Genomic DNA, 25567 nt, shown 5'->3' with positions numbered 1-25567 from the left:
TCTATACAGCAAATTTTAAAGTACAACAACACTTAATATTAGAATATTACATTAATCAGCCTAATTAATAGATATACGTGTGGATATATTAATCGAATAGTACGTGAATTATACCTATATTCGTGTTTTAAATTGTCGAAATGAGCCCCTATACATACAAAGTCGAATGAAAATGCGGGAACGATACAAACAGATTAAAACTCAGCCACCCTTCAGCTAGGGAACAACGGTCGCTTGTTTTATCTCGCGGTCCGTCGCCGCCAAGGCCTCTCGCGAACGCGCAACTCCGACAATCTTGCTAGCTGCCGATGGAGCTTATTTTCGATATTCGACAATATTGATTGGCTCTGGAAAACATTCTAGGCTAGCATAAAGCAATGCACTCTTGGAGTATCCGGGATGTTCGATGTAACAAAAGTTGCAATTTCCGGAATATCCGCTGCGATCAGCAGATTTCACCGCAGTAAAAGAATACAGAGAGCGACGTTTAACGCAATTCGTCTTGATAGGCCGGAGATATCCCATATCATCCGCGATAACGACGCGAGATTTATCAGTTATTGTCTGGCCAGAAGAGACTGGTCTCACGCCCAGATCCTGCAGGATTTGTGGGTATGCTTCGAGCTGGCTGAAAAAAGAGACGGGTTCTTTGTCGAATTCGGCGCAACCAACGGCTTGAAAAACAGCAATAGCTGGCTGCTCGAGAAGAAATTCGGATGGACCGGTATTCTGGCCGAACCCAATCCGATCTGGCATTCGGACCTTGCGGTCAACAGATCGGGATCGATCGAGCACAGGTGTGTCTCGTCAACATCCAACGCCACGGTTGCCTTTATAACAACGGATGCATCCGACCCTGAGCTGAGCTCTATTGCCGACTTCTCTCAAGGCGATCACTTCTCAGGCGTCCGCAGCCGCGGATCGCAGATTGAGGTGCAGACGATATCGTTGGATGACCTGCTCGATATGTATCAAGCACCGAAAGTGGTCGATTATCTTTCGATAGACACGGAAGGTAGCGAGCTGGATATACTTTCGGCCTACAGTTTCAGTCGCCAATTTCGCCTTATATCTGTGGAGAATAATCCGAAGACGGAACCTGCCATTCAAAAGCTTCTGGAGGACAATGGCTATCGGCGGGTATTCGAGCAATTCTCACAGTGGGATGGCTGGTACGTATCGCGCGAGCTGAGGAACGGCGAGAAACTGAATGTGGTAGCACCGGCGTCCTGACGTCTCGCACCTCGGTCTGTTACGATGAATCAATGGATGCTGTGCCTATGGCGCCGGCTCAGTCCTGCATCCCGCGTCGCGCCTTGTCCGGCCCGGTGCCCTCGGCTTTTGCAGAGAGCCGGTCATTCGAATGCACGCGAAACAGATTGTAAGCAGACAGACCGGATCTTTGCTTGGGTGATCTGTTAAGGTCCCGCCCGAGTATTTTCACATAAACAAGATAGAGCAGCACATGGGGAAAAATGTAGCCAGCCTCAAGAACTGCGGCGAGCACGAAAGACCATCCAATATTGTCGAGCGTGGAGTTTGCAGAACCGATATTCGCAAGCGAATAACCGACCATCACAATCAGCACGATTATCGTGAAATGGAGGATGGGCACTCTTAGGGCGCACAAAACCCCGACTGCAAATGAGATAATGAGACCCCAGGCCATCAAAGCTCCAGCTCCGAGTAGTCCATCTTCAATCAATACGCATCATTGCAGACAGTATCAGTGATCTACGCTTGCGGAACAAGTCGAATATCGCAAGATCACGTGGTTATACGCTCCATTTTTACGTTAAAGTTCTGCCTGGAGGCATGAATTCCACTTTGCAGCGAAGAATAGATCATACAGATTGCCCGATTAGCGCGAGGCAGCCGCTTTCCGAAACCAACGGGTCAGCATGGATCTCCTAGCTATTGCCAGCCGCAATTGACGCGGCTCACGGAGAAAGAGAGGCTTTCATGCCATCATCCGTTGTCTGGGTGAGAGATGCCGGCTTTTCGTCTTCTACGCGAATGACATCTCCAGGCGCGACAGCATCATTGTCTCCGACGGCAATGATACGCAAATTGCCATCGACAACGCGATCTATGGTGGTCTTGAGCGAGCGTTGCGAATCTTCAATGGCGAGGCTTGCAGCCGCAGCTGGCGCGCGGGCCTGCACGTTGTCGAGCAGAGCTTGTGTGGTTGCCGCCTTCTCTCGGTTGGCAGCAAGACGGTCGCGTACGTCTGCGGCTTCGGTCAGCGCCTGCACGCGATAGCGATTATTAACGTCGGCGATATCTCCATCCGCTTTGGCGATATCCTGCCGCGCCTTCAGATTGGCGAGGGCTACGTCGAGATTCTGGCTTTCAAGCTGAGCAAGGTTCTGGTTTGCGCCCAGCTCGCGCGACGACACCGTCAGCCCTTGCGAAATCAGCTTGCTGACCGTGCCTACGTCCTTGTTGGCCATTTCGATCTGCTTTGCAAGCGATGCCGCCTTTGAATTGAGGGCCTCTATTTGGTTTGCGGCAAGGAGCTTTGCCTGATTGAGCGCATCGACCTCCGTACGCAACGAGCGCTGTCGCGTATCGAACAAATCCCGCTCCTGCTTCATCATTCGATCAATGAGCGGCTCGTTTGCACGCGCCGTCAGCTCCAGTGGAAAGTTGATCGAGGGTTGCCCTTGCGTGATTGCATCCAAGCGAGCTTGCCGGGTCAACAGGCTCAGGCGCTCTACCTCAAGAGATCGCAGATCACCGCGAGCAACCAGGGCTTCGCGCTGCAGGCCGACAAGATTCGGGTCGGTCAAACCAAAGGTTCCCCCACCCATGCTTAATGCCTGAATGACGGTGAGGCCAGGGCTATAGTCGTATCTCCCCGGCTTTGCGACAAGACCGGTCAGGAAAAAGGGCCGATATTCCGACACTTCAACGGATGCATTGGGGCGCTTCTGCATGCCGACCTGCGTCTTCAATCGTTCGCTGATGCTTTCTGCGACCTGCTCCGATGTCATGCCCGCGGCAGGCACCGCCCCTATGATGGGAAGAGACAGGTTGCCGGCTGCCGAGATGACGAATTCTCCGGTCAAAGGCGCCCATTCGATCGCAGCCCCGGTCGTCGGTCGCCATTCGAATACCCTGATCCGCAGCTTGTCCTGCGGACCGAGGATGTAATCCGCGGCAAAAACGCCGGTTGATCCTAGAACTGCGGACAGCATGATCGCAGCGCCAACAATCGGTAAAACCTGGCCGCGAAGATACCGAGCAACAAACGCCCGACCGGGTTTGCGGGGCATCGGACCATTTGGCGGCATGGCGTTTCACTCCTGTTCGGCACCAACAATGGCGCTCACGACGACAAACGTCCCTGCGACGGCTCCAACCAATGCGCCATATTGAGCTGCTCACCGGTTGATCTGCTGACGAAACGCCCGAATTTCTCCATGAAGACCCCGGTCCTGAACTCCGCGGCTCGCGCCACCGCGTCAGCGGGATTGAATTCCATACGCTCAAGGCGCTCAATCGCCTCAATTATCGCCTCGGTCGTCTGCACGTCAAAGAATAAGCCCGTCCTGTCAGCGATGACCGTTTCGGTGGCACCGCCGCGATTAAATGCGATGACAGGTCGACCACTCGCCATTGCCTCAACGGGCACGATCCCAAAATCCTCCTCACCGGGGAAAACAAGCGCCTTGCAGCATGCATATTGCTCTTTCAGAACGCTGAACGGCTGAGGCCCCAAGATTGTCACAGTGGGACCTGCTACCTTTCGTAATCGGTCGAGCATCTCGCCGCCGCCGATGACGACGAGTTTCGCCCTCATTCGGTTGAACGCCTCGACCGCAAGATCAGGTCGCTTGTAGCCGACGAGTTCGCCGACCATGAGATAATGGTCGCCGATCTCGGATGATGGCAAGGGGCGAAATGCCGTCGTATCTACCGGCGGATGAATGATCTCGCGCTGCGCCGATAGTAGCTTTTGATGCGTTGGGCGACAGTTAGCGAATTTGCCGCAAAATCATCGACCCGATTGGCCGTCGCGACGTCCCACGTTCTCAGATAATGGGCAAGCGGCGGCATCATCAGACGCGTCATCAAACCGGAACTGTCATAGTAACTATTATACATGTTCCAGATGTACCTCATCGGCGAATGACAGTAGCAGACATGTAAGGCGGTTGAGTTGGGTATCACTCCCTTTGCAGGTCCTGATTCACTGCTTATGACCAGATCGTATTCATTGAGATTCATCTGCTCCAAGGCCATCGGCATCAATGGAAGGTATTTTTTGTACAATTTCCTCGCATAAGGAAGGCGATCGATGAATGTCGTGCGGATCTTATGTCGCTTTATGATATCGGAAACGGCTTCCGGGTCGTAAACATGCGTAAAGATGTCCGCGCAGGGATACATCTTGCAAAGGGCTTCCAGAACCTTTTCCCCTCCGCGCATACCAACCAACCAATAATGTATGATTGCAACGCGCATGAAGTACTCCATGAACAAGGTAGCCATTTGACGGCCACATCGAATGTATAAGTGAAGTTATGCTGAACAACACCCTCGATCTTGATGCACTTAAAGTTCTCGATATAACGTCTGCTGCGTTTTTTTGTCGAAACGCTTGCCTGACGACTTTATATCATCGGTAGATCCTATCCATTTGTAGGGCTTCAGATTTTGACTGTGCCGTTCGATAAAGGCCCGGATGTCGGCCTCTAGCTGGCTTGCGGACTTCGAGGTGCCATACGTCGCTTGCCGACGGCTAACTTCCATAAACAAGCTCTCCACCTGGCGTAACCACAATGTCGCCGTGGGCATGAAATGCACATGATAGCGAGGCCGATGCATTAGCCAGGATCGCACCATCGCCACCTTGTGCACGTTGCAATGATCCAGGATGATATGAATGTCCAATTCCGCGTCGACGCTCACATCAATCTGCTTCAGGAAATCGAGGAATTCCCCCGCCTTATGCTGCTTGTGGTGATCATCGATCACAAAACCAGAGACGACATCAAGAGCAATGAAGAGCGACGTAGCCCCGTGCTGAACGTAGGCCGGCACTTTCCGCTCGGCAGCTGAGTGCATTGTTGTCGAAGCGATAGGCTTGCCACAGACGTCCTGCTTGCAACCTTTCTCGTTGACGCTTAGCGCCAGCGCTCGATTTGGCGGAAACATATAAAGTCCAACAATATCACAGACTTTATCCACGAAAATCGGATCGGCCGACAGTTTGTAGGACTGACCGCGATGAGGCTGAAGCCCGAACGCCGCCCAGATTCGCCGGATTGTCGTGTGGGAGAAGCCCGTTGATGCGGCCATTGAACGGATCGACCAATGAGGAGCATCGTCAGGCGCCGACTGCAGCGTGCGCTCGATGACCGCCGCAATCTGTGCATCATCTATAGTGCGCGGTCTTCCGGGGCGCTCTTCATCGAAAAGGCCATCGATGCGGTTCCTTAAAAAGCGTCGCCGCCACTTGCCGACAGTATTTTCATGAATGCCCAACTCCGCCGCCACAGCCTTGCTGGTTATGCCGTCGGCACAGCGAAGGATGATCTGACATCGCTCCGTCATGGACCGCGTCACCGTCTGATGTTGGTGAACCTGCAGCTCCAGATAATCCCGCTCTTCCCTACTCAGAACCAGGGGCTCCGTCGGTCTTCCGGTTGCACTCGCCATTGTTACGTTCCCCGTAAAAACAAGTACTTGCTAAATGATGCGAAATTCAGTTCCAGTCTATTGTCGATACAACTAAATAGACATACAACTTTATCACTACATTAGACTTAATAACACCTAATTATTGCGTGTGATAACTCGAATATATCATAATTCATGCGCATATATTGCGACGCAATAAAGTTATTGTCAATTTATTTATTGTTTGTTAACTTAACTGTACATTCACATCAGGTGCGGGACAGCACCTTTCCAGGCATTTCAAGCAACATTTCTTTAGTCTTCCGAATACGGAGCAAGCTGATGAGGGAAATAGACCTTAGACGTGAACTCGCCCCTTTGGGTGACCTACGAACATCTCGGTTACCTGGCACGACCGCCCGCGCAGCACCATCAAGGAAGATGTACTCCCAGGCCATCAAGCGCCTTATTGACGCAACGCTGGCCGTAATTGCCTTGGTTGTATTGGCACCGATGATCCTGATGGTGGTGGCTATCCTTCTCGTGACTCAGGGTCGCCCCATCTTTCATTCACATCGGCGAATTGGCAGGCATGGCGTGCTGTTTTCCTGCTTTAAGTTCAGGACAATGGTCGTCAACAGTGAGGAGGTCCTGGCGCGCCATCTGGATACCAATCCCGCCCTCAGAGCCGAATGGAATGCGACAAGAAAACTTAAGGACGACCCGCGTGTTACCCCTTTCGGCCAGCTGCTGCGCAAGAACAGCGTCGATGAAATCCCTCAACTCCTGAACGTAATCCGGGGTGAGATGAGCCTTGTTGGTCCGCGCCCCATCGTTACAAGCGAGGCGGAGCTCTACGGGGTCCATTTTGTCGACTACATGCGGGTTCGCCCCGGCTTGACCGGCCTCTGGCAGGTAAGCGGGCGCAGCGATACCAGCTACGATACGCGCGTCGAACTCGATACGCGCTACGTGACGGAGCAAAGCCTGGTGGGCGACATTGTCATTATGGCCAAGACCATTCCGGCAGTCTTGACCTCACGAGGCAGCTATTGATCTACCAACCAATTCCACTCGGCCATTTGGCTATGTTGGATTTGGAGAGATGTAAGCCGGGGTCGCTTGATAGCGATCCGATATCGCCAGGTTTCTTTCGCAGTCCGCAGCAATCGAACTCTTGATGAGGAATGGTTAGCTTTGCACGACATTTATCTCACCGATCACTACGCGGAACTCAATCCAACGTGGCATGAGGAGGATTCACCGTGGAAGGCGCGTCAGATCGAAGCGATCATTCGCAAGAACCGGCTGGACTTCGACAGCCTTTGCGAAGTCGGCTGCGGCACGGGTGAAATCCTCCTGAATCTGTCGCGCACATTTCCAAAAGCGCGTTTGACAGGCTACGAAATCTCCCCGCATGCGTATCAAAGGGCCAAAACGAAGGAAACGAGCCGAGTAGCCTTCCGTATGGGCGACATTCTCCAGGAAAAGGATACGCAATACGATATTGCCGTGATTGCCGATGTCATTGAGCATGTCGAGGATTACATCACCTTTATCAAGGGGTTGCGCTCTTGCGGTCGCTACAAGATTTTCCACATCCCGCTTGATCTGTCCGTGCAATCACTGTTGCGTGCGTGGCCAATTACAAAACTGCGCGCAAATGTCGGGCATCTGCACTATTTCTTCAAGGATACTGCACTTGCGACACTTACCGACTGCGGTTATTCAATCGTCGATTATACATATACGGCGAGCCGCCTCGAGCTTCCCAATCAAGCGTTCAGCAGCATGCTGATGCGGTTGCCGCGCAAATTGCTTTATTCTCTTCATCCGGATCTGGCTGTACGGATTCTGGGCGGCTATTCTCTCCTTGTTCTTGCCGAGTAGCCGCCGATGCAGCCGCTCCGAACGTATGCTGTCGCCCGGAAATTGAGAACCACAAAATCCGATTCATGCGTTCACTTATGGTCCGTACCCGACGGTCGGCTGCCTGCCACTTATCGTCATGAGCATCGAAAGGCCCTGCCATGAGCATCGAGCCTATCGGTATTGCCGCAATTTTATGTGGTCTCTTTTGTCTGTTTCTTGGAAACCACGCGACAACCATCGCGCTGGCGATTGCAGCGGTATTCGGGTCAGCTGCGGCAATGTTCATAGGATCTGCAAATATTCAACCTGGCCATGTTCTTCTCGGATTTCTCGCCATTGGCATTATCACGCGTGAGCGCTCCGCGGTCGCATTTGTTCATGCATTGCGGTTTGGCGAGCCAGGTTTCTGGTTTGCCTTGCTTGTCTTCTATGGCTTGCTGACCGCCTATTTCGCGCCCCGCCTTCTGTCCGGCATCACACAGATCGTTCCGCTTGGAACAACGATGTTCGATGACAGCCGCTCCACAGTTCCGCTGGTCCCTGTCTCAAGCAATCTCACGCAAAGCGTTTACATGGTAGGAAACCTGCTCTGTTTTGCGATGACGGTTGCCGTTGCATCGACCAGACAGGGCTTCAATGCCGTTCTCATAGGCTTACTTGCCTATAGTATCGCCAACACGCTCTTTGCATTGCTCGATATTGCGACCTATTCGACGGGAACACAGAGTATGCTCGCCTTCATGCGAAATGCTCAATACGTTCTTCATACAGATGACCAGGTCGCGGGTGTCAAGCGTATCGTCGGCTCCTTTACAGAGGCGTCATCCTACGCTCGATCGACACTTGGTGTATTCGCCTTTTCCGGTACGCTCTGGCTTTGTGGCCGTCATCCCTATCTTACCGGATCAATCGCGGCAGCATCACTTGCGCTGGTTGTGATGTCGACGTCGTCGACTGGCCTCGTCGGTGCGCCCGTGATGGGATTGGTCCTCTATGGAACCGCCATCATGGTCGGAGGGCGAAAGAATGCCCGCCGCTTCAGTACTCTGATCATCGTATTCGTGCCGACGATCGCGGTCGCCGCTGCGCTTCTTGTTGCAACCGATCCAACCATGTCGAAACTTGTCTACAACTACATCGATATTGTCGCACTCGGTAAATCCACGTCAAACTCGGCAATTGAACGGGGCGCGTGGAATACTGTCGCCATTCAGAATGTCTTCGACACCATGGGACTGGGCGTTGGCCTCGGCACTGCCCGCACATCCAGCTTTATACTCGCGCTTCTTGCCAATGTCGGCGTCGCCGGAACCGTCTTCTATCTGCTCTTCGCCTTTGGGGCCCTGATCAGAAAGCGTGGCATCCCTGGAAGCTTCACAGCGGATGCGCGTTTGTCGGCGTGTAATGGCTGCTTTGGGTTGCTGGTGGGCGACATGCTGGTCAGTCCCGTTATCGATCAGGGTCTTTTCTTCTGCATGCTCGCCGGCCTGGCCTCGGCGTGGCCCGAGCGCAGCAGGCAAATAGTGCATGCGAACCGCCCCATAGGAGCAATCGCCATATGAGCGCTCGCGCCCTCTTTGCGGTCAACGGCCGTTTCCTCACGCAAAATGCAACGGGAGTGCAGCGCTATGCCTCGAACGTTGTGCGAGCCCTCGACGGGGCGCTTGCTGCTGTGGACAAACACGCTGCAATCATCGCGCCTTCAGGGGCACCAGATCCCGGCTTCGGCCATATGCCGCTGGTTCAATCCGGAGCTCTTTCCGGTCACGCCTGGGAACAGATGACACTCCCTGCGCAATGGCATGGCCGGCTCCTCAATCTGTGCAATACCGCGCCCGCCACAAAGACTGATCAAATCGTCTGCATTCATGACGCCAATGTTTTCACCACCCCCGACAGCTACAGTCGCGCATTTCGAGCCGTCTATCAGACCCTGCAGCCGCTCCTCGTGCGCCGGTCCGCCCGCATCGTCACCGTATCACATGCCGCCGCGCGGCAGATCACCCGACATTTACCGATCAAGCTGGACGACATCGTCGTGCTTCCGAACGGTCACGAACACGCACTAGGCTGGGATCCGGCGCTGGCGCAAATCGCGCCGAGCTTCATAGCCCAGACCTTGGGGCGGAGCGATCGCCGGTTTATTCTCGCCCTCGGCTCACAAGCACGTCACAAAAATCTCGCTCTCCTTATCGACGCGGCTTCGGGACTTGACGAGATCGGTGTCGACATCGTGATCGCCGGCGGAGGCGCGGATATTTTCGTTCCCGGCGCCCTCAGGGAAAGATCGAATGTCCATCTGATCGGCCGCGTCTCTGACCATGACCTAGCTTACCTGCTCGAAAGAGCACTCTGCCTTGCCTTTCCATCCTTGACTGAAGGCTTTGGTCTTCCGATCGTCGAGGCGATGGCACGGGGATGCCCCGTCGTCGCCTCTCATTGCGCCAGCATACCGGAGGTCTGCGGCGAAGCGGCGCTGTTCGCCTCGCCCACGGATCCCGCCGCCTGGGTCCGGCAAATCCAAACTCTAAAAGAGTCCTCGGCCCTGTGCGAAGACCTCGTCGGGCGGGGATATGAACAGATCGGAAACTTCTCCTGGTCACAAACCGCAGCCGGTTACATGGAATTACTTGAACAGCCTATCGCCCGGCCAAAGACATACAAACCATCCAGTACAAGCGCTCCACGTGTCGCTGTCATCGTCGCAACGCGGGGACGCCCGGGTATCGTCAGCGCTACCGTGCGCCACCTGCTGGCCACGCAAACATTGAAGCCAATGGCCGTCATCGTTTCCTGCCCCGATATCGCGGATGCCGGCGATCTTGTCGGCCATCAGGAAGTGACAGTGGTAACCGGTGCTCCGGGCCTAACCAGCCAACGCAACACCGCCCTTCTGAGCCTTCCGGAGGACTGCGAATTCGTCGCCTTTTTCGACGACGACTTCCTGGCCGACAAGAAATGGCTGGCGGCAGCGGCTAGAGCATTCCGTGATGACCATCAGATCGTTGGTTTCACCGGACGCGTTCTTGCCGATGGCGTCGGCGGTCCGGGAATAGGGTTCGAGGAGGCATTGCGCCTTGTTGACGCAGCCAAGCCAAGCGACTGGGCCTGGATTGAGCCCTATAGCCCTTATGGCTGCAACATGGCGTTCCGGGTGGAAAGCCTCGGGGAAACGCGTTTCGATGAGCGCCTGGTTCTCTACGGCTGGCTCGAGGACCGTGATTTTGCCGCGACCCTGGCCAAACGCGGTGGCCGCTTCGTCAAATCCGCGGAGGCTTTCGGCGTGCACATGGGCGTCAAAAGCGGCCGCGTCAGCGGGGAACGGTTCGGCTATTCGCAGATCGTAAACCCCATCTACATGCTCAGCAAGGGAACGATGAGCAGCACGATGGTCGCCAATCACATCTTCTGCAACATGGCCATGAACTTCGCCCGAGCAGCTCGGCCCGAGCCCTTCGTCGACCGCCGTGGACGTCTGAGAGGCAATCTGATTGCCATCGTCGATCTTCTTCGCGGCCATCTGCAGCCCGAGCGTGCGGCTGGACTGCAGCCTAGAAACAATCCAGCGCAACTTAAGTCGGAGGTCAGGACTAGATGACGCAGAACAGCCCGTCTCTCTTGGAACGTTCGTCCCGGCTCTGGCGGCTCGACGACCTTTCCACCGACAGATCCAACGAAGGACCGATCGCGCTGCTGCGCTCGATGAGCATGCTGGCGCTGAATCACAAGACGACGCTGATCCTCTGCACTGCCGTCGGCATCGGCGTTGCGGCATTTTACGCTCATTCGTTACCGCGCATTTATACCGCAACGGCTTCAATTCTGCTTGAGCCGCATCGCTCGACGCTGGCCTCCAGCCAGGACGCGCAAAACCTGGACCCGAACAGGGCGGATAGTGAACTTCAGATTATCCGCTCGGAGCGACTGCTTTCCGCAGTTTTCGACAGCCTGGATCTGGCCAATAGCCCGGAACTCGGTCCGCAACCGCCGCGCATGCGCGATATCATCGTCAACAAAGTGGAAGGCGTTCTGGATGGATTGTGGCTCAAGATAACCGGTCCAGGTGGAGGCAAAGCTCCACGTCCGTCTGACACCACGACATCACGCAACGCCGACGGTCGCGAGGCAGCATTCCAGAATTTCGCGCAACATCTCGACGTGCGCCGCGTGGGCCAATCCTATGTCATAGAGATCAGCTACTCCTCATCCGATCCGGCACTTGCCGCCCGTATCGCCAATGCCGCGGTTTCCGGCTATGTCCTCCAGGCCGTTACCTCTAAGGAAGAAATGGCGCAGGCGGGGACTGAAGTCTTGCAATGGCGCCTCGACGCATTGGCGGCACAGGTCGACGCTGCGACGATTGCCATGAAGCAAGGCGCACTGCCCGCAATCCCTACCCCCGACGGAGACGCCCGGATTATCGGCGCCGCGCAAGCACCGCTCGGCCCATCCGGCCCACGCACCACGTTAATCATAGCTCTTGGCGGCATTCTCGGTCTGCTTTGCAGCTTTTCCTTCATTGCGCTCAATCTGGCGCTTGATCGCAAGGTGCGTAACGGCAAGGATTTGGCGCGCGACACCGGAATACCCTGTCTGGGAACACTACCGGATGCGGTAAGTCGTGGGGGTGTCTTTCGGGGCTCACACCGCCGACACGTTTCCGTCGTCATCAACCAGCCAGGCAATGCTTACGCTGCTGCAATACGCGACCTTCGAACATCCATCGAAATCGCTTGTTCGGCAATTCGCAACGAACGCGGCATCATTGTCGCTGTCACCGCCTGGGACGGTGCCTCGGGCGTTTCGGCTCTGTGCCTTAGCCTGGCGCAATTCATCAATCGAAGCGGCCGGCATATCACGCTCTTCAACGCCGAGACGCATCCGTCCGATCTCAGAGATCATGATCCGGAAAGGCTGGCGACGACCTCTCTGGCCGATGCTCTCGTTGCCGACATACGCCCCGAGCAGGTGATCTTTGCCAACGGCCGCGGCGACGGCCATGGCATCGCCGTCCTTCCGATCCACTCCAACAACGCCCTGACGAACCTCTATGTCGACTTTCGTGATCGTCGGGTCGGGCGGATTGTGGAAACCGCGCGCGCCAGAGGAGATGTGCTCCTAGGTCTACCGCCGATAGATGGCTCAAGTGATGCCCTGGCTTTGGCGGCCCACGCGGACGCGGTGTTGATCGTGGCGCACGCCGGAAAAACAACGACGGACGAGGTCAGTGACGCATTGCAACAATTGCGGCGCTCCGGCGCCAATGTCATCGGTACTGTCATCGACCTGGCAAAGACCTGATGCGCAACACCCGATGGCAGAACGGCTACGGCAGATGGCGCCAAGGCCGGGTGGCTTCAACGGATCGGTTTAGAATGAGGGGTAGATAGGACAAAATGGAGATACCGCGAATTGCCGTCGTCATAACCTGCTGGAACTATGAGGCCTACGTGGCGAACGCAATCCGCAGCGTCGTCTCCCAGGGCTGCGAGGAGTGCGAGCTTGTCGTCGTCGACGATGGCTCTACGGATTCGTCGTGGGATGTCATCCAGCGTGAAGGTGTCACGGCTTACCGGATCGAAAATAGTGGGCAAAGAGCCGCCGGCTTCTACGGGCTCGAACGGACGCACGCACCCTTTATCCTGTTTCTCGACGCAGACGACGAGTTGGCTCCTGGCTCGCTTGCGACGATATTATCCAAGCTGGATAGTGACGTTGCCAAGCTTCAGTTCTCGTTGACGCGCATCGATCACCAAGGAAACGTCACCAGCAGTGGAACAACTCTGGAGGCTTTTCGCGACCGTCATACGATCAGGGATCGCGTGCTGCGCACGGGTGTCTACACCAGCCCTCCGACATCGGGCAATGTGTTCAGGCGCGACGTCTGTGAGTATCTTCGCGAAATGGACTATGATCGGGCGGTCGATGGCATAATTCTCTTCATCGCGCCCTTCATGGGAGATGTGGTGAGCCTTTCGGACAAACTGGGACGGTATCGCGTCCACGGCCGCAACATCTCCGGATTGGGTCGCCCGGTCGATCCGGTTTCATTGCGCGCAGAACTGCACCGTTTTGTATTGCGGATGGAGCATCTGCGCCAGATCTTGACGCAGTATGACCGGGCGGAAGATCTGGTTGCCCCCGAGAAAGCCTATTTCTATCTCGAACGCAGCTTCTATTTGGCGATTGCTGAGGGCCGACGGCCGTCCGCTTCAATCCTTCTGCCCCTGCTTGGGCAGCTCTGGCGAGAATATTATCCCGTGAAGACCAAGGTGACGATCACAGCGTTCTGCCTGCTGACCATGGTATTGCCAAACCGAAACGCCCGTCGCGGTCTTGCCTATCGGCTCAATGCCGGGAAGCGTTCCACAATCGGACTACTTCAGGCGTTGATATAAAGGCTCGACGCCCGCCGTTACGGATCGTGTACGCTGCTATCGCCGATCGGCCAGCTCGAGGCGGCCGCCTCCGGCAATCAAGCGGACACCGAGAACCAGGAGTGTCCCGACATAGGCTGCGGCGCCGGTTGTCGCGACAAAGGCAAGCTCCAATATGTGGTTCAACGACCTATCTGCCAATTGCTCTCGCAATATGACAACCCACGCCACCATCACCACGCCAGCAAGCACGATCTTCCAGAGATTCTTCAACTGTGCCGAAATCCCAAGTCCCAGCAGCACCCGTACCTCATTCAGATAGAAGGCAAACATGATTGCCGAGAGAACAACTCTCGCTACGCCGACACCGCTGACTGAAAAGAGATAAAAGCCAACGGAGATCAGCAATATCCGCAGGCATAGATCAATGGCGTTCAGCCTGAATAGAGTGCGAGGACGATCAAGGGCAAGGCTAGCGGAATACAAGGTCTGGAAATAGGGTATAGGGATCACCGCCAGTGACAGAATGCTGAGCAAAGGTGCTGCATCTTTCCATTTTGCTCCGAGCAACAGATCGGTCACAAGGTCGGCCGTCAAAGATATCCCGATGCAAGCCGGCACCGAGATCAGCATCGCGAAGCGGGCAGCCTTGAGAAAGGCCAGCCGCATGCGCTGCGGATCCGAGGTGATGAGCGAAAACGCCGCCATCACCGGCTGGAGTGCTGGCCCTATCAGGCTTTGCGTCGGCACTACGGATACGTCACTCGCAACAGCATAGCGACCAAGCGTGGTGCTGTCGGTCGCGGCGCCAATCAGGAAGCGGTCGAATTGCCAGTTCAGCGCCGAGATCAGCTGCGCGGAACTGAACCAGCCGACGAAGCCGGCGAAATCGGATAGGCGTACCAGGGAAAGGGCTGGTCTGTAGGGTGCCAGCATATAGGAGACCGCGACCGCTGCCATCGAATTGGTGACGAAATTGGCGGCAATCGCCCAATAGCTCCCCCCGGAAAATACCGTAATCATCGCAACAACGAAGGCGCATAGCTTGCCGCTAAATTCGAGAAGGAAAGTTTGCCGGAAACCCAGTTTCCGAACGAAATGCACCATGGCCGGACTGTAAAATCCCTTGATGATCGGCCCGACGGCAAGAACGGCTATCAGCGGAGTGAGCTGCGGATTGTGATTGAACATCGAGAAGGGCCAGGCGGCGATCATAACAATGACCGCAATCAGCCCGCTCCTTGAAATGCTCAGGGTAAAACCTGTGTCCAGATGACTCTTGTCGATCACGGTTAATCGGACCATGGCCTGGGTGACCGGTACTTCCAGCACCGTATCGACAACGACGACAAGCGACATCGCCAGGGCAGCCAGACCAAAATCCGCAGGTGTGAGGATACGGGCAAAGAACAGCAGCGTGCAAAAGTCGATAAGGCGGCCTACAAATCGCGAAACGACAAGCCAACCTGCTCCCTTGAAGGCTTTGAGTGCAAGCATCTCGACTAGGACCCCACCCGTCGCCGGCACGTCTCATCCGCGAGCCGCGCAATCTTTCGGGCATCCAGTGAACGGCGCAATAGCGGTGCTCTCGCGGTTCTTCCAACCTTCTTTGCCTGAATTTCGGGTCGATGGCCTGATGATCTTCGAGTTAGGCGGTGACCCATGCGCATCAAAACACTCATGAAGCTATCCTTGGCAAACTCAACTGTTCATCGATGCAGGCGCGCCGAAACTCCCCTCAGCACATGCGCCATTTCAAGTGCCGCCAGCAGCGGCGGTTTGAAACGTGGAAAATCACGCGCGATAGCACCCTCGCGCCACAGCTGCGATTTCACAGACTTCAGTTTCGTGGCGAGGTCCGCCGCTTGCGGGCGGTTGAGCACGTGCACCATGTCCGACCGTCCGAAATCCACGGAGCGAGCACCGACGCCAAGTGCGATGATGTCGATCTTGCCCGGATTGGCGATGGCGCGTTTGAGCCGCAACCAGGCATGGTCGGCTTCGCGTAAAACCTGGGCACCGCTCATGACATGATCGATATATTGCAATGCCCCATGCAGAAGCGGATTTTCGGCGGAAGGCTCGAGCGCGCCGAAGCGGATATCACCGCAATTCGCCATGACCGCGCCATCGTCGGTTTCGCTGAAGTAGCGGACTGACTGTACCGCCGGCTCGAACAAGCTCTCGATGATCTGCCAGTATCTTAGGACTGTTGTTTCCGGCTTGAGCGGATCGTATAGATTTTGCTCGACAACCAGACCGGCAACTCTTGGGAAATGATCCTCGCTTAGCCCTTTATAGTTGCAGCGAGCAAACTGGATAGTCTCGAACCGGCGATCGGGAAAGCCGACTGTCAACAAACGCTGGGTGCTGCCGTAAAGACCGGTATCGCAAAGCACAATACGCTTTGTGCCCGGCGATATTTCCTCGAGATGACGCGCAAACAATTCGTTCTGCTTGCGAATATCCTCAAACACCGACTGGCCGGCATCTGTATCCAGCAACGGAAAAAAGCGTGTGGGATCGAAGGTTTGATGCCAGATATCCGGCAATTCGTAATTTTTTCCGCCGAGTGCCCGCGCAACATCCGCAAAGCTGCCGCGCTCGAATTCGCGGCCAAGCTCGTCCAGTACCGCAGGACTTCCGGTGACGACCGCAGAACGCGCTGCGACTAAGCGTGAAATCATTATATTTTCGCGTCTGACATCGAAGGGGAGACCAAGAGCGCGCAGCATTCGTTCAAATGCTTCCCTGATGCCGATCCCACCTCTTGCGCAGAAGAGCACTGTCGTGTCGCTGCTGCGTTTGGCTTGTTCCGCATAGAGCCAGATGTAGAGGCAGAACTCGGCAACGATCGGCCCAAAGACTTCGCGACCAAAGGATACCGTGTCGGTCGGCTCCAGAAGAAGATGTCCACGGCGCTCCGCATGCCGACGAATATGGCTGAACATACCAGCTTTGGCGCCGTCGACACGCGAGGTGTAGCGTTCAAGCAAGCTTTTCGGCATATGAAGCGTCTTGATCCCCATCCCGTCTGGCACCCGAAAGTCGGCTGCCTCATCGTCACCGATGTGCAGGAGGCTTGACGCAGAAATAGCCTCCGCCTTGAGCACCGCGGCAAAGAGGCCACCGAACCGTTTGCTTGTCTGAGCATCCGCGCTCGAGTAGATCCTGTCAATAAGCCCGGGACCGTGGAAGTGATTGATCAATTCTGCAAGCTGGCCTGTCGAAAGCGCCGTATCGCTCACAGCTATAACCTGCATTCCCGCCTGCCGTTGCTGCCTCAATAAGGTCGCAAGCGCCGCATTTGCCGATAGAGACGTTTTCTCGATCGCAAGTTCTATGGCGATACGCTCGTCGACCAGATCGTCCGGCAAACCAAGCATTTTTAGCTGCCAGCTGATAATATCCGTGAGACGCACCTCGCCGACACCCTCGCCAATATTCAGCGCGCGGTAGGCAAATTTCTGGGCAAGAAGGCGACATCTTACCAGCTCATCTATTCCGACGATCAGGCCCCGTTGTTTCAGGAGATGGACGAACTGTGCTTCGCCGGCAGCGATGCGCGAGCGTTGCGATTTTCCTCGCCGCAGAAGCAGCGTGTCGAATACATCGGTCGAAATCACCCTGATTTCGCCCATGCTGTTATCGAGATCGTCGAGGCTTGGCCGCAGCACGAAATACCCCCTCGGCGTTTACCGAAATATTCACAGTCTATAGGTTGTAATTTACTTCAGGACAAACAGGCTTCACCCGAGGGCTTTACCCCTCTCCAATATTCATTGTAACTACATACACGGAAATATATCAAGTTAAATTAAATATAACTCAATATTTCACTCGAATTTCTGTTCCACCTTGCCAATTCTGACGTATTTATACACATTTTCTCGAAATAGATTGATAAAAAATCTTAATTAAACTTTCGTTGTACGTAATTTTAAATTACGCTCATAAAAATTCTGGAGCTGGGGACGACTCCATGGACAATGCAGACCATCTCACCGTTAGCGACGTCATTTCGCAAACTGAACAATTCGACGCCATAGTCCTTGGCGCGGGTATTTCAGGACTTGTGTCGGCATCCGTTCTTTTAAGGGACGGCCTGCGTCGGGTCCTGATCGTTGACGAGTATGACCACATCGGCGGCAATCATATCGATTGGTCATGCGGGGGCTACACGTTCGACATCGGCAGCCTGATATTTCAGGACGATTCTCCGCTGCTCGCTCACTTTCCGGAATTGTTGCCACTATACATCCCGATCGAACCAAGATGGGCGCGCCTCAATCCTCAGGGCATGATCACCACCTACCCCATCTCGGTCCGCGACGATATCTTCGGAGCCGGAATAGCCGAGACCATCCGGATATTCGCTTCAGTCATCTATGCTCGGCTTTTTCAACGAAACATGCGCAATGCGAGGGAATTTGCACGCTACTGGATAGGTAGCCGTCTCTTGTATCGATCTGGCCTTGAATCCTACATGAAGCGCTTCTACGGGATCGCAACGGACGGCATAGACATTGATCTCGCGCGTAAGCGAATGCTCTGGATCAGTGAGCACGCCTCCATCCGGAACCTGATTGGACGGGCGCTAAAGCGGAAACAGCAAGGGCCGACCAACCGACAGATGGCACGCCCGAAACAGGGATTCCAATTTCTCTACAGTGCGGCAGCCGAACGGCTGAAAAGGAATGGTGCCGAATTTCAACTGGCAGCCGACATGCAGGCGATCGACAAGATCGGCGGACAATTTCAACTACAACTCAAGGACAGGATCGTCACGTCCGATCGCATTATTTCAACCATACCCATCCACATGGCGGAACGATTGTGTCGGCGGGATTCAGGACGAAAGTTGGAGACAATCACGCTCATTGGCCTCTATTTCAGTTTTGCTGGTGACCGTGGCTTTTCCCAGTCGATCATCTATAACTTCTCCCATCAAGGCGCCTGGAAGCGCCTCACGATGTATTCCGATTTTTATGGCCTAGTCGACGGTCGGGAATATTTCACGGCAGAAGTCATCGGCAACCATGTCGGCGGCTCGACAGAACGAGCCGAACGCGATTTCAGAGACCATGTTCACACCAATGGCCTGTTTCGCGGCGACCTCAGGCTGGAAGGCAGTCACGTGCTTGACGAGGCCTATCCGATCTATAGCAAAGGGGCTGCCCTGCACGCAGCTGAAGCGATCCGGCAGCTTCGCGACTTCGGCCTAGAATCTCTTGGCCGCCAGGGCGGTTTTAACTACCAACCGACTGCGCGCGCCTCTACGGTTGAAGCGGAAGCTGCGCTACGCATCTCAGTAGGCAGTTAAATTGCATGATATAAAGAATATACCAGAAATAATACGAATATAATTCGAATTTTCATTCGCTAAATTCGGAATTTTTATCATTGATCCGGTGGAAAGACTGTACCATAGTCAAAATGCATCCTTGATATAGAGTGTCTATATTTATCACACATATATATGGTGCGTTTTAATGCGAATTTTACATATCCTAAATCATACAAACAGGCTGAATGGACATGTTCATGCGGCAGTCGATTTAGCCTGTGCGCAAGTGCAGCTGGGGCATAGTGTCTGCGTCGCAAGTGGCGGCGGCGATTTCGACCAAATACTGCATAAGAACAACGTCACGACAGTAATGATCGATCATCATCGCAAACCGATCAAACTACTCAAATCTTCATTCGCCTTGCGCAAGCACGTGAACCTTTGGCGGCCGGATGTCATACACGCGCACATGATGACGAGTGCCGTTCTGGCATGGCCGATTTGTCGGCTTTCGGGCGTTCCTCTCGTCACCACAGTCCACAACGAGTTTGAAAAGAGCGCGATACTGATGGGTCTTGGTAACCGTGTCATTGCTGTTAGCGACGCTGTCGGCGCCTCGATGCGGAAGCGGGGAATACCGTCATCGCGGCTTCGTGTCGTCTTGAACGGGACGATCGGCTCGGTCCGTTCCAACGGGCGTGGTCGGAACCCGGTTGTCATGACGTCACCGAGTATTCTTTTCGTTGGTGGACTTCACCCTAGAAAGGGGCTCCCCGACCTCTTCGAAGCTTTTTGCCTCGCCTACAAAGAGCATCCGCAGGCCCGGCTCCATATCGTTGGAGACGGCCCGTTTCATGCCGACTACCGTAGTATGGTTGCCGATATGGAATGCGCTTCCGCCGTCGAATTCCTCGGCGCAAAGGAGGACCCATTTCCTTGGATGATGGCCGCGGACATCTTCGTACTGCCCTCGCATGCAGACCCTGCTCCGCTCGTTCTATCAGAGGCTCGCGAGGCGGGCTGCGCCGTCATCGGCAGCAGTGTGGACGGCATTCCGCAATTGCTGGAATATGGCGCGGCCGGAATGCTCGTACCACCACACGATCCAATCGCTCTTGCAGCTGCACTTTGCCACCTCCTTGAAAACCCTGCCCATGTCAGGGAATGGAAAGACAAAAGCCAGGTGCACATCGAGCGCCTGACCATCAATCGCGTCGCACGCGAAACATTGGATGTTTATGGCGGCGTTCTTCCCAAGAACAACAAGAGCGCGTCCGCCGCTGCCTAGACCATGACTGCTTGATGCGACGCACTGATGATCCACCGGACCATGGGAGAACAAGCGATGAGAAGCCTGACATCGCGACGCAATCTTCTGATCGGAGCGGCTTCGCTGGCAACCGGTGGTGGGTTATTGCTGACAAAAGGCAGACCGGCGGCGGAAGAGCGCCACGATCCGACCCAAGGCCGCAATATCATCTTCGATGAGAGTTTCGTCTCGCTCGACCAGACGATATGGCACGCGGGCGCCAAAGCGACGACGTTTGACAGCGGATTTTATGGCCGGTCAGCCTTCAGCCGGTTCGGCGGTGAAGAAGGCTTCGACCCTTATTCCATCGTGGACGATCCGTCTGCAGGCAATGGCAAGGCTCTGCAGATCTCGGCTCAATACATCGGCCAGCCCATGCATGTGCCCAATTACTACGGCAACAATCTACCGGAATATCAATGGATCTCCGGCAATATCCAGACAGCAAAACCGGACGGTACGATCCTCAAGGGCTGGCGAGAGGGCTATTTCGAGGCGCGGGCGTGGTTTCCCGCCCATCCTTTGAGCTTTCCTGCTTTCTGGCTGATGAACGGCAGAAGCATCCTGTTTCCGGCAACGAGCATCGAGCTCGATGTCGTCGAGCAGAAAGGGTGGGAGCACGAGCTTTACGGCGCCTATCTGCATGAATGGGGAAAGCCGGGCGAGCATCACGAAGGGGTGGGCGTCCCGACGGCTGTCAACATCACAAGCGGCTATTTCCGCTACGGCCTGCTCATCGAGGGCGCGCGGTGCCGCTTTTATTTCGAGCGCAAGCAAATCCTCAATCCTAAGACCGGCGAGCCTGTCGATTGGATCCTAGGGCGTGCAGCGGAGATGGATGAACGACGCGATGTCTTCTGGCCGCTTCTGACGCTCGCGTTGCGTTCGGATGTGCCTTTCCCAAATCCCTTGCTGCCACAGGACCGCCAAACCCATATGCGGATCGACTATATGAGGGTCTATGGGTGACGTGCGCACCTCGCGGGCGAACCGCCAGGAGAAAGGGAAAGGGTGATTCAGGCAATCACCCGTGGAAGACCGATCGAGGCGACCCTCAGCGCATCTGCGTGCACATCCACGACACGCTCGGTGTCATAACTGTCGATGAAACTTTGCCGGAATTCGGCATGCGAGAGCTCAGTCTCGAGATTGTCGCAATAATAGATCATCGCATTGACCAGTTCTTCACCGCCCGCAACTGGCACCAGAAGCCCCAGACGCCTATCGACAAGAATGTCGCTGGGGCCGAATTCGCAATCAGTTGATACGACCGGAAGACCAAACCGCAAAGCCTCGCATATTGCCAACGACCAGCCTTCCCAGCGTGACGTCGACACATAGACATCACTTGCCGCTAAGGCCGGTGACGGGTTGTCCGGATAATGTTCAACGCTCACCACGGTTTCAAGATTGAGGCGCTTGATCTGATCGCGCAACTCGGCCTCGCCTGGTCCGTAACCCACAACCTTCAACTTAACATTCTCGCGAACCTTATGGAGTTCAGCAAACGCTCTTAGAAGGATGTCCTGCCCCTTCTGAACTGAGAAACGGCCGACATTCACGAAGGTGACATAGCCTCTTTCCTCATTCGGCTTGTTCCGAAGAGCGTCAAATCGCCTGACGGGGTTTGGCAGCCAATATTGCCTCACTTTGCTCTTGAACATCGCCCTGAACGACTCGAGCTGTTTGGGCGAGGTGCCAAACACATAGGAAAGCCGCCTGATGAAATAAATCCTCATCAGAAGGAAGAGTATCTTGGCTTTCAGGTGGCTTGGCTCCAACCGCGGATTGCCATGCAGGTGCATGGCAAAATTCCTGCGGATACCGATAGAGGCAATCATGCAGATCACGGTCGGCTCGATCTGCGGGACAACGATAAGATCGTAGTCCTTCCCTTTGAACACGCTCCTCAAAACGAGCATCAATTCTCGTCTATTGCGCACGATTCTATCGATAGTATTGTAACTCTGACTATCGCTTGGCCTGTTCTTGTGCTGAGAGGTGTAGAGAACATCGATGTCAAAATCGGCTGCATATTTATCTGACAGGGCGGTGCATATGGTATCGACAACCCTCTCAATGCCCGCAAAGGAACTGGTGCCAGGCTGAATGTAGAGAATTTTCTTGCGGGCTATGGATGTTGATCGTTCTTTCCCGACCGGCAATTCAGTTTTCATCTGCATTCGCCCCGTTCGATCTCTTCAGATTATACCGCCGATATCAAGACACGATACGCATCAATAGTTACAATAGAAACGTATTCAAATCGCTTGTACATGCCGTAATAACGCATTTTTCTACCATGAGCGTCACAACGGTTTTCTTCACAACCATCAATCTCGTTAATCTAATCAGGTATAGGCTAGCAAGTTATCATTATTAGCTTGAATTGATCCATTTTTCCAGTTTTCCACACTTCTATTCTGGCAAAAAAATGATAGAGCATCTGGCGCGATATGAAATATCTCCATAGTCAGCACAAAATGTCCAATGGGATCACTATCTGGTAGAAATCAACGCTTTGCCAACTTGGCAACAAGCGACGGACAGACCTTGTCAAGATTTGTAGCATTTTCCGGTAGAGAATTTATGTAGCTAGTGTCATTCGGTTGCCGCTCACTCAAACGGGCATGACTTGTGTCGTTGGTGACCGGCAGGAAAATGCTCAAAGCAAAATGATGTGTATCAGTAGATTAACAATGCTTTTATATGTTCCGGCGACAAATGAACTCGACTCGTATCACCATGCGAAGCATTATTCTATGGGCACATAACGGCTGTAGAACGCAACTTTTCCAGGACCCATTCACAAAGCGGGAGATCCTGATTGCGCTCGAGTTTTACAGATTAGACATAGCGGCGTTAGGTAATGTGGCGCTCGCAATAGCAAACATTCGAGTGTTGAATACCACATGAAACTAACCAATTTTCCACTTCGTGATAGCCCGCGAGCGGCTTAAAATAGGGAGGCACTTCATGGGCCCGCCTTCACCTGCCACGGTCAGTGCAAGCAGAAAACGGGTCAAATCATGACAGAATTCAATACCCATGACAGATCGACTGCATAGACATCTCTAATACTCTCTTTGACCACCTATCATGAAGAGACGTCACTCGATCTCGCATCGAACGGAAACTGGAAGCTATTCGGTTTTCCGGATGATGGACAATAGCCGGTACTCCGGCCTCGCATTGTCCTCGCTGCTCCCTCTCAGCCCTACGATCCTAAGCGATCGGAGCGCTTCGCCCGCTTTTTCGCCGGATCAGGCGATGGCTGCGTCCGATCACCCGAAATCCAGATCACCACACCCCGCCACACGCGCCACAGACCGGCGGGAATTAGGAGCAGTGACAGAAGTCGGTACGCCATTTCTGGAAAATGCAGGCTTCCCCAGATCGCTAAGGCAACTATCGCGAAGCCGCCAACGACGTTCACGACGCTACCTATGGCGAACTCGATTATCAAAGCGTGGACGGCGACACCAAGGATGCGATCGGCGAAGGAAAGCCCCAGCGCATCCGCCGCCACGAATACGAGAAACAGGAACAGCGGCAACATCACCGCTGCAATGAGGATAACCGCGATGATGGCCGGGACAGTCGTCATGGCCACATGCCCCTTGCGAAAAGAAACCTAGTCCGATCCATAGGCATATCGCTTACATCTGAGCTCGATCCGGACGAGCAACTACCCACAGCGCACCACTTGGCCTACTCAAAACCGCTGCGGCCTTAATCGCTGCTGGACGATAGTTCCGTTGCAGCTCATGACCGATTTTGTGAGGCACACCCACAAAGCATCTTTTTGCCAACGAGTATAGAGGTGTCAAAACAATGTCCCTAACTCACGCACGCCATTGCTTCACGTTAGTCGGTGTAGCGCTCACGTCAGCAACTACCTTATAATATTCAAAGACTTGCCCTAGCAACGTAGTTTGTGGACACAGGCCAGAAAGCAGCGGTCTTAATGGGAATTGAACCGCTGATCACCAGCCGACTTTTGCAATGGAAGCCCCCACGGTGTTTGGGAGCCACTATCCGATAGCAGCTCCACCCATTCTTGTTCACTCCGAACTAAAGGTACCAGATCGATGAAATGCCCATCGAACACGGTTCACAATGTCATATCGCCTGAGGGCTGTAATCGCTGACGGCAACCGGCATCACCTGCTTCATGACCGCAACGGACTTTTCCAACCCCTCGATGCTGTTAAGAAGCACGTCTTCGTGCTCGATCGAAAGCCACCCATCATATCCAGCCATTTTGAGGCGATAGCAGAATTGACGCCACCACTCTTCGCCATGGCCGAAGCCGAGTGTGATATAGGACCAGCTGCGCGCCGGAATGTCCAGCAGCGAGCCGTTCTCCAGCAATGACGTCGTCGCCTGGATCGGGGCGTTGAGCAGCGTGTCCTTGGCATGGACATGATAGATGGCGTCGCCGAGCGCCTGAGCGGCTACCAGCGGGTCCGCCCCCATCCAGAACAGATGCGAAGGATCGAGGTTTGCGCCGATCACCGGACCGATCGCCGCCCGCAGTTTCAAAAGGGAGGGAATGTTGTAGACGCATTGGTTGCCATGCAATTCAAGCGCTATACGTTCGACACCGTTTTCCTTCGCGAGCACCGCGATCTCGCTCCAGAACGGCAGGAGCTTCTCATGCCACTGATATCTCAGGATTTCCTGCGTCTCCGGCGGCCAGCTCGACACCACCCAGTTGGGCATGAGGTCGCCATCGCTGCCTGCAGGAAGGCCGGACATCGTGCAGACGGTCTTTATCCCGAGTTCTCCAGCGATCCGAATTGTATCCTTGAGGCATTCCGCCTGCTGTGGCTGGGTAGGATGCAGTGGATTTCCGTTTGCATTCAACGCGATGAGCTCGAGGCCGCGCGATTGGAAAGCCCTGCCAAAGGCCCGCCGGGCCTCGGCGCTGGATTTCATCGCAGCCAGGTCAAAATGCGGGGCTGTCGACCATCCGCCGGTATTGACCTCGACGCCGCTGACGCCAAGGCGGGTGGCCTCGTCCAGCACCGCATCGAATTTCAAGCCGCCGAGACTGTCGGAAACAAAGCCGAGTTTCATGTCTAACTCCAA

18 protein-coding genes and 1 pseudogene are annotated in these 25567 nt (G+C 54.6%); 10 read left to right on the top strand and 9 right to left on the bottom strand.

Features of this window, described 5'->3' with window-relative positions; all coding sequences use genetic code 11:
* Nucleotides 1–399: 399 nt before the first annotated feature.
* Nucleotides 400–1233 carry an FkbM family methyltransferase gene (locus BSK43_RS16850; RefSeq protein WP_077471635.1) on the top strand — a complete coding sequence of 278 codons (834 nt, stop codon included), beginning with the start codon at nucleotides 400–402 and terminating at the stop codon, nucleotides 1231–1233.
* A gap of 58 nt (nucleotides 1234–1291) precedes the next feature.
* Here the strand turns inward: BSK43_RS16850 and BSK43_RS16845 are convergent, their stop codons facing one another.
* The 4 genes and pseudogenes from BSK43_RS16845 to BSK43_RS16830 form a co-directional block, all read right to left on the bottom strand.
* On the bottom strand, nucleotides 1292–1669 hold the full coding sequence (locus BSK43_RS16845; protein ID WP_077471634.1) for a hypothetical protein: 378 nt from the start codon (nucleotides 1667–1669) through the stop codon (nucleotides 1292–1294).
* A gap of 271 nt (nucleotides 1670–1940) precedes the next feature.
* On the bottom strand, nucleotides 1941–3200 hold the full coding sequence (locus BSK43_RS16840; RefSeq protein ID WP_246662608.1) for a polysaccharide biosynthesis/export family protein: 1260 nt from the start codon (nucleotides 3198–3200) through the stop codon (nucleotides 1941–1943).
* Nucleotides 3201–3331: 131 nt separating this feature from the next.
* Nucleotides 3332–4470, bottom strand: a pseudogene (locus BSK43_RS16835) (glycosyltransferase).
* 90 nt (nucleotides 4471–4560) lie between these two features.
* Nucleotides 4561–5667, bottom strand: coding sequence for an IS630 family transposase (locus BSK43_RS16830; protein WP_077471632.1), 1107 nt, complete (start codon nucleotides 5665–5667; stop codon nucleotides 4561–4563).
* 402 nt (nucleotides 5668–6069) lie between these two features.
* On the opposite strand from BSK43_RS16830, the gene BSK43_RS16825 reads away from it, so the two are divergent.
* The 6 genes from BSK43_RS16825 to BSK43_RS16800 all read left to right on the top strand — a co-directional run bounded on the left by BSK43_RS16825 (nucleotide 6070) and on the right by BSK43_RS16800 (nucleotide 13898).
* Nucleotides 6070–6684, top strand: coding sequence for a sugar transferase (locus BSK43_RS16825; protein WP_246662607.1), 615 nt, complete (start codon nucleotides 6070–6072; stop codon nucleotides 6682–6684).
* Nucleotides 6685–6825: 141 nt separating this feature from the next.
* The gene (locus BSK43_RS16820) at nucleotides 6826–7518 is read left to right on the top strand and encodes a class I SAM-dependent methyltransferase (protein WP_077471630.1); all 693 of its coding nucleotides are present in this window, start codon (nucleotides 6826–6828) and stop codon (nucleotides 7516–7518) included.
* A gap of 140 nt (nucleotides 7519–7658) precedes the next feature.
* Nucleotides 7659–9062, top strand: a complete 1404-nt coding sequence (locus BSK43_RS16815) for a hypothetical protein (protein ID WP_077471629.1) — start codon at nucleotides 7659–7661, stop codon at nucleotides 9060–9062.
* Nucleotides 9059–11098, top strand: coding sequence for a glycosyltransferase (locus tag BSK43_RS16810; RefSeq protein WP_077471628.1), 2040 nt, complete (start codon nucleotides 9059–9061; stop codon nucleotides 11096–11098). Before BSK43_RS16815 ends, BSK43_RS16810 begins: the two co-directional genes overlap by 4 nt.
* On the top strand, nucleotides 11095–12801 hold the full coding sequence (locus BSK43_RS16805; protein WP_077471627.1) for a Wzz/FepE/Etk N-terminal domain-containing protein: 1707 nt from the start codon (nucleotides 11095–11097) through the stop codon (nucleotides 12799–12801). The genes BSK43_RS16810 and BSK43_RS16805 overlap by 4 nt, the downstream gene beginning before the upstream one ends.
* A 95-nt stretch (nucleotides 12802–12896) precedes the next feature.
* Nucleotides 12897–13898 carry a glycosyltransferase family 2 protein gene (locus BSK43_RS16800; protein ID WP_077471626.1) on the top strand — a complete coding sequence of 334 codons (1002 nt, stop codon included), beginning with the start codon at nucleotides 12897–12899 and terminating at the stop codon, nucleotides 13896–13898.
* Nucleotides 13899–13934: 36 nt separating this feature from the next.
* Here the strand turns inward: BSK43_RS16800 and BSK43_RS16795 are convergent, their stop codons facing one another.
* Both BSK43_RS16795 and BSK43_RS16790 read right to left on the bottom strand, forming a co-directional pair.
* Nucleotides 13935–15374, bottom strand: coding sequence for a lipopolysaccharide biosynthesis protein (locus tag BSK43_RS16795; protein WP_077471625.1), 1440 nt, complete (start codon nucleotides 15372–15374; stop codon nucleotides 13935–13937).
* A gap of 212 nt (nucleotides 15375–15586) precedes the next feature.
* Complete coding sequence (locus BSK43_RS16790; RefSeq protein WP_077471624.1) at nucleotides 15587–17554, bottom strand: hydrolase; 1968 nt, start codon at nucleotides 17552–17554, stop codon at nucleotides 15587–15589.
* Between the two features lie 305 nt (nucleotides 17555–17859).
* Here BSK43_RS16790 and BSK43_RS16785 point away from each other — a divergent pair, with 305 nt between their 5' ends.
* From BSK43_RS16785 to BSK43_RS16775, 3 genes are all read left to right on the top strand, one after another.
* Nucleotides 17860–19200: an NAD(P)-binding protein gene (locus tag BSK43_RS16785; RefSeq protein WP_077471623.1), complete on the top strand. Its 1341-nt coding sequence runs from the start codon at nucleotides 17860–17862 to the stop codon at nucleotides 19198–19200.
* Nucleotides 19201–19369: 169 nt separating this feature from the next.
* A complete protein-coding gene (locus BSK43_RS16780; RefSeq protein ID WP_077471622.1) occupies nucleotides 19370–20452 on the top strand; it encodes a glycosyltransferase family 4 protein in 1083 nt (360 codons plus the stop codon).
* A 57-nt stretch (nucleotides 20453–20509) separates the two neighbouring features.
* Nucleotides 20510–21442, top strand: a complete 933-nt coding sequence (locus tag BSK43_RS16775) for a 1,3-beta-glucanase (RefSeq protein WP_077471621.1) — start codon at nucleotides 20510–20512, stop codon at nucleotides 21440–21442.
* Between the two features lie 47 nt (nucleotides 21443–21489).
* On the opposite strand, the gene BSK43_RS16770 is transcribed toward BSK43_RS16775, so the two are convergent.
* The 3 genes from BSK43_RS16770 to BSK43_RS16760 all read right to left on the bottom strand — a co-directional run bounded on the left by BSK43_RS16770 (nucleotide 21490) and on the right by BSK43_RS16760 (nucleotide 25555).
* Nucleotides 21490–22656, bottom strand: a complete 1167-nt coding sequence (locus BSK43_RS16770) for a glycosyltransferase (protein ID WP_077471620.1) — start codon at nucleotides 22654–22656, stop codon at nucleotides 21490–21492.
* Between the two features lie 1034 nt (nucleotides 22657–23690).
* Nucleotides 23691–24080: a hypothetical protein gene (locus tag BSK43_RS16765; RefSeq protein ID WP_077471619.1), complete on the bottom strand. Its 390-nt coding sequence runs from the start codon at nucleotides 24078–24080 to the stop codon at nucleotides 23691–23693.
* Nucleotides 24081–24595: 515 nt separating this feature from the next.
* Complete coding sequence (locus tag BSK43_RS16760; RefSeq protein WP_077471618.1) at nucleotides 24596–25555, bottom strand: sugar phosphate isomerase/epimerase; 960 nt, start codon at nucleotides 25553–25555, stop codon at nucleotides 24596–24598.
* Between the last annotated feature and the right edge of the window lie 12 nt (nucleotides 25556–25567).

The sequence above is a fragment of the Rhizobium sp. P44RR-XXIV genome (assembly GCF_001999485.2).
In the GTDB taxonomy this organism is placed as follows: Bacteria; Pseudomonadota; Alphaproteobacteria; order Rhizobiales; family Rhizobiaceae; genus Rhizobium.
The sequence above is the reverse complement of the archived record's forward strand: the minus strand, read 5'-3'. Positions and strand labels throughout refer to the sequence as shown.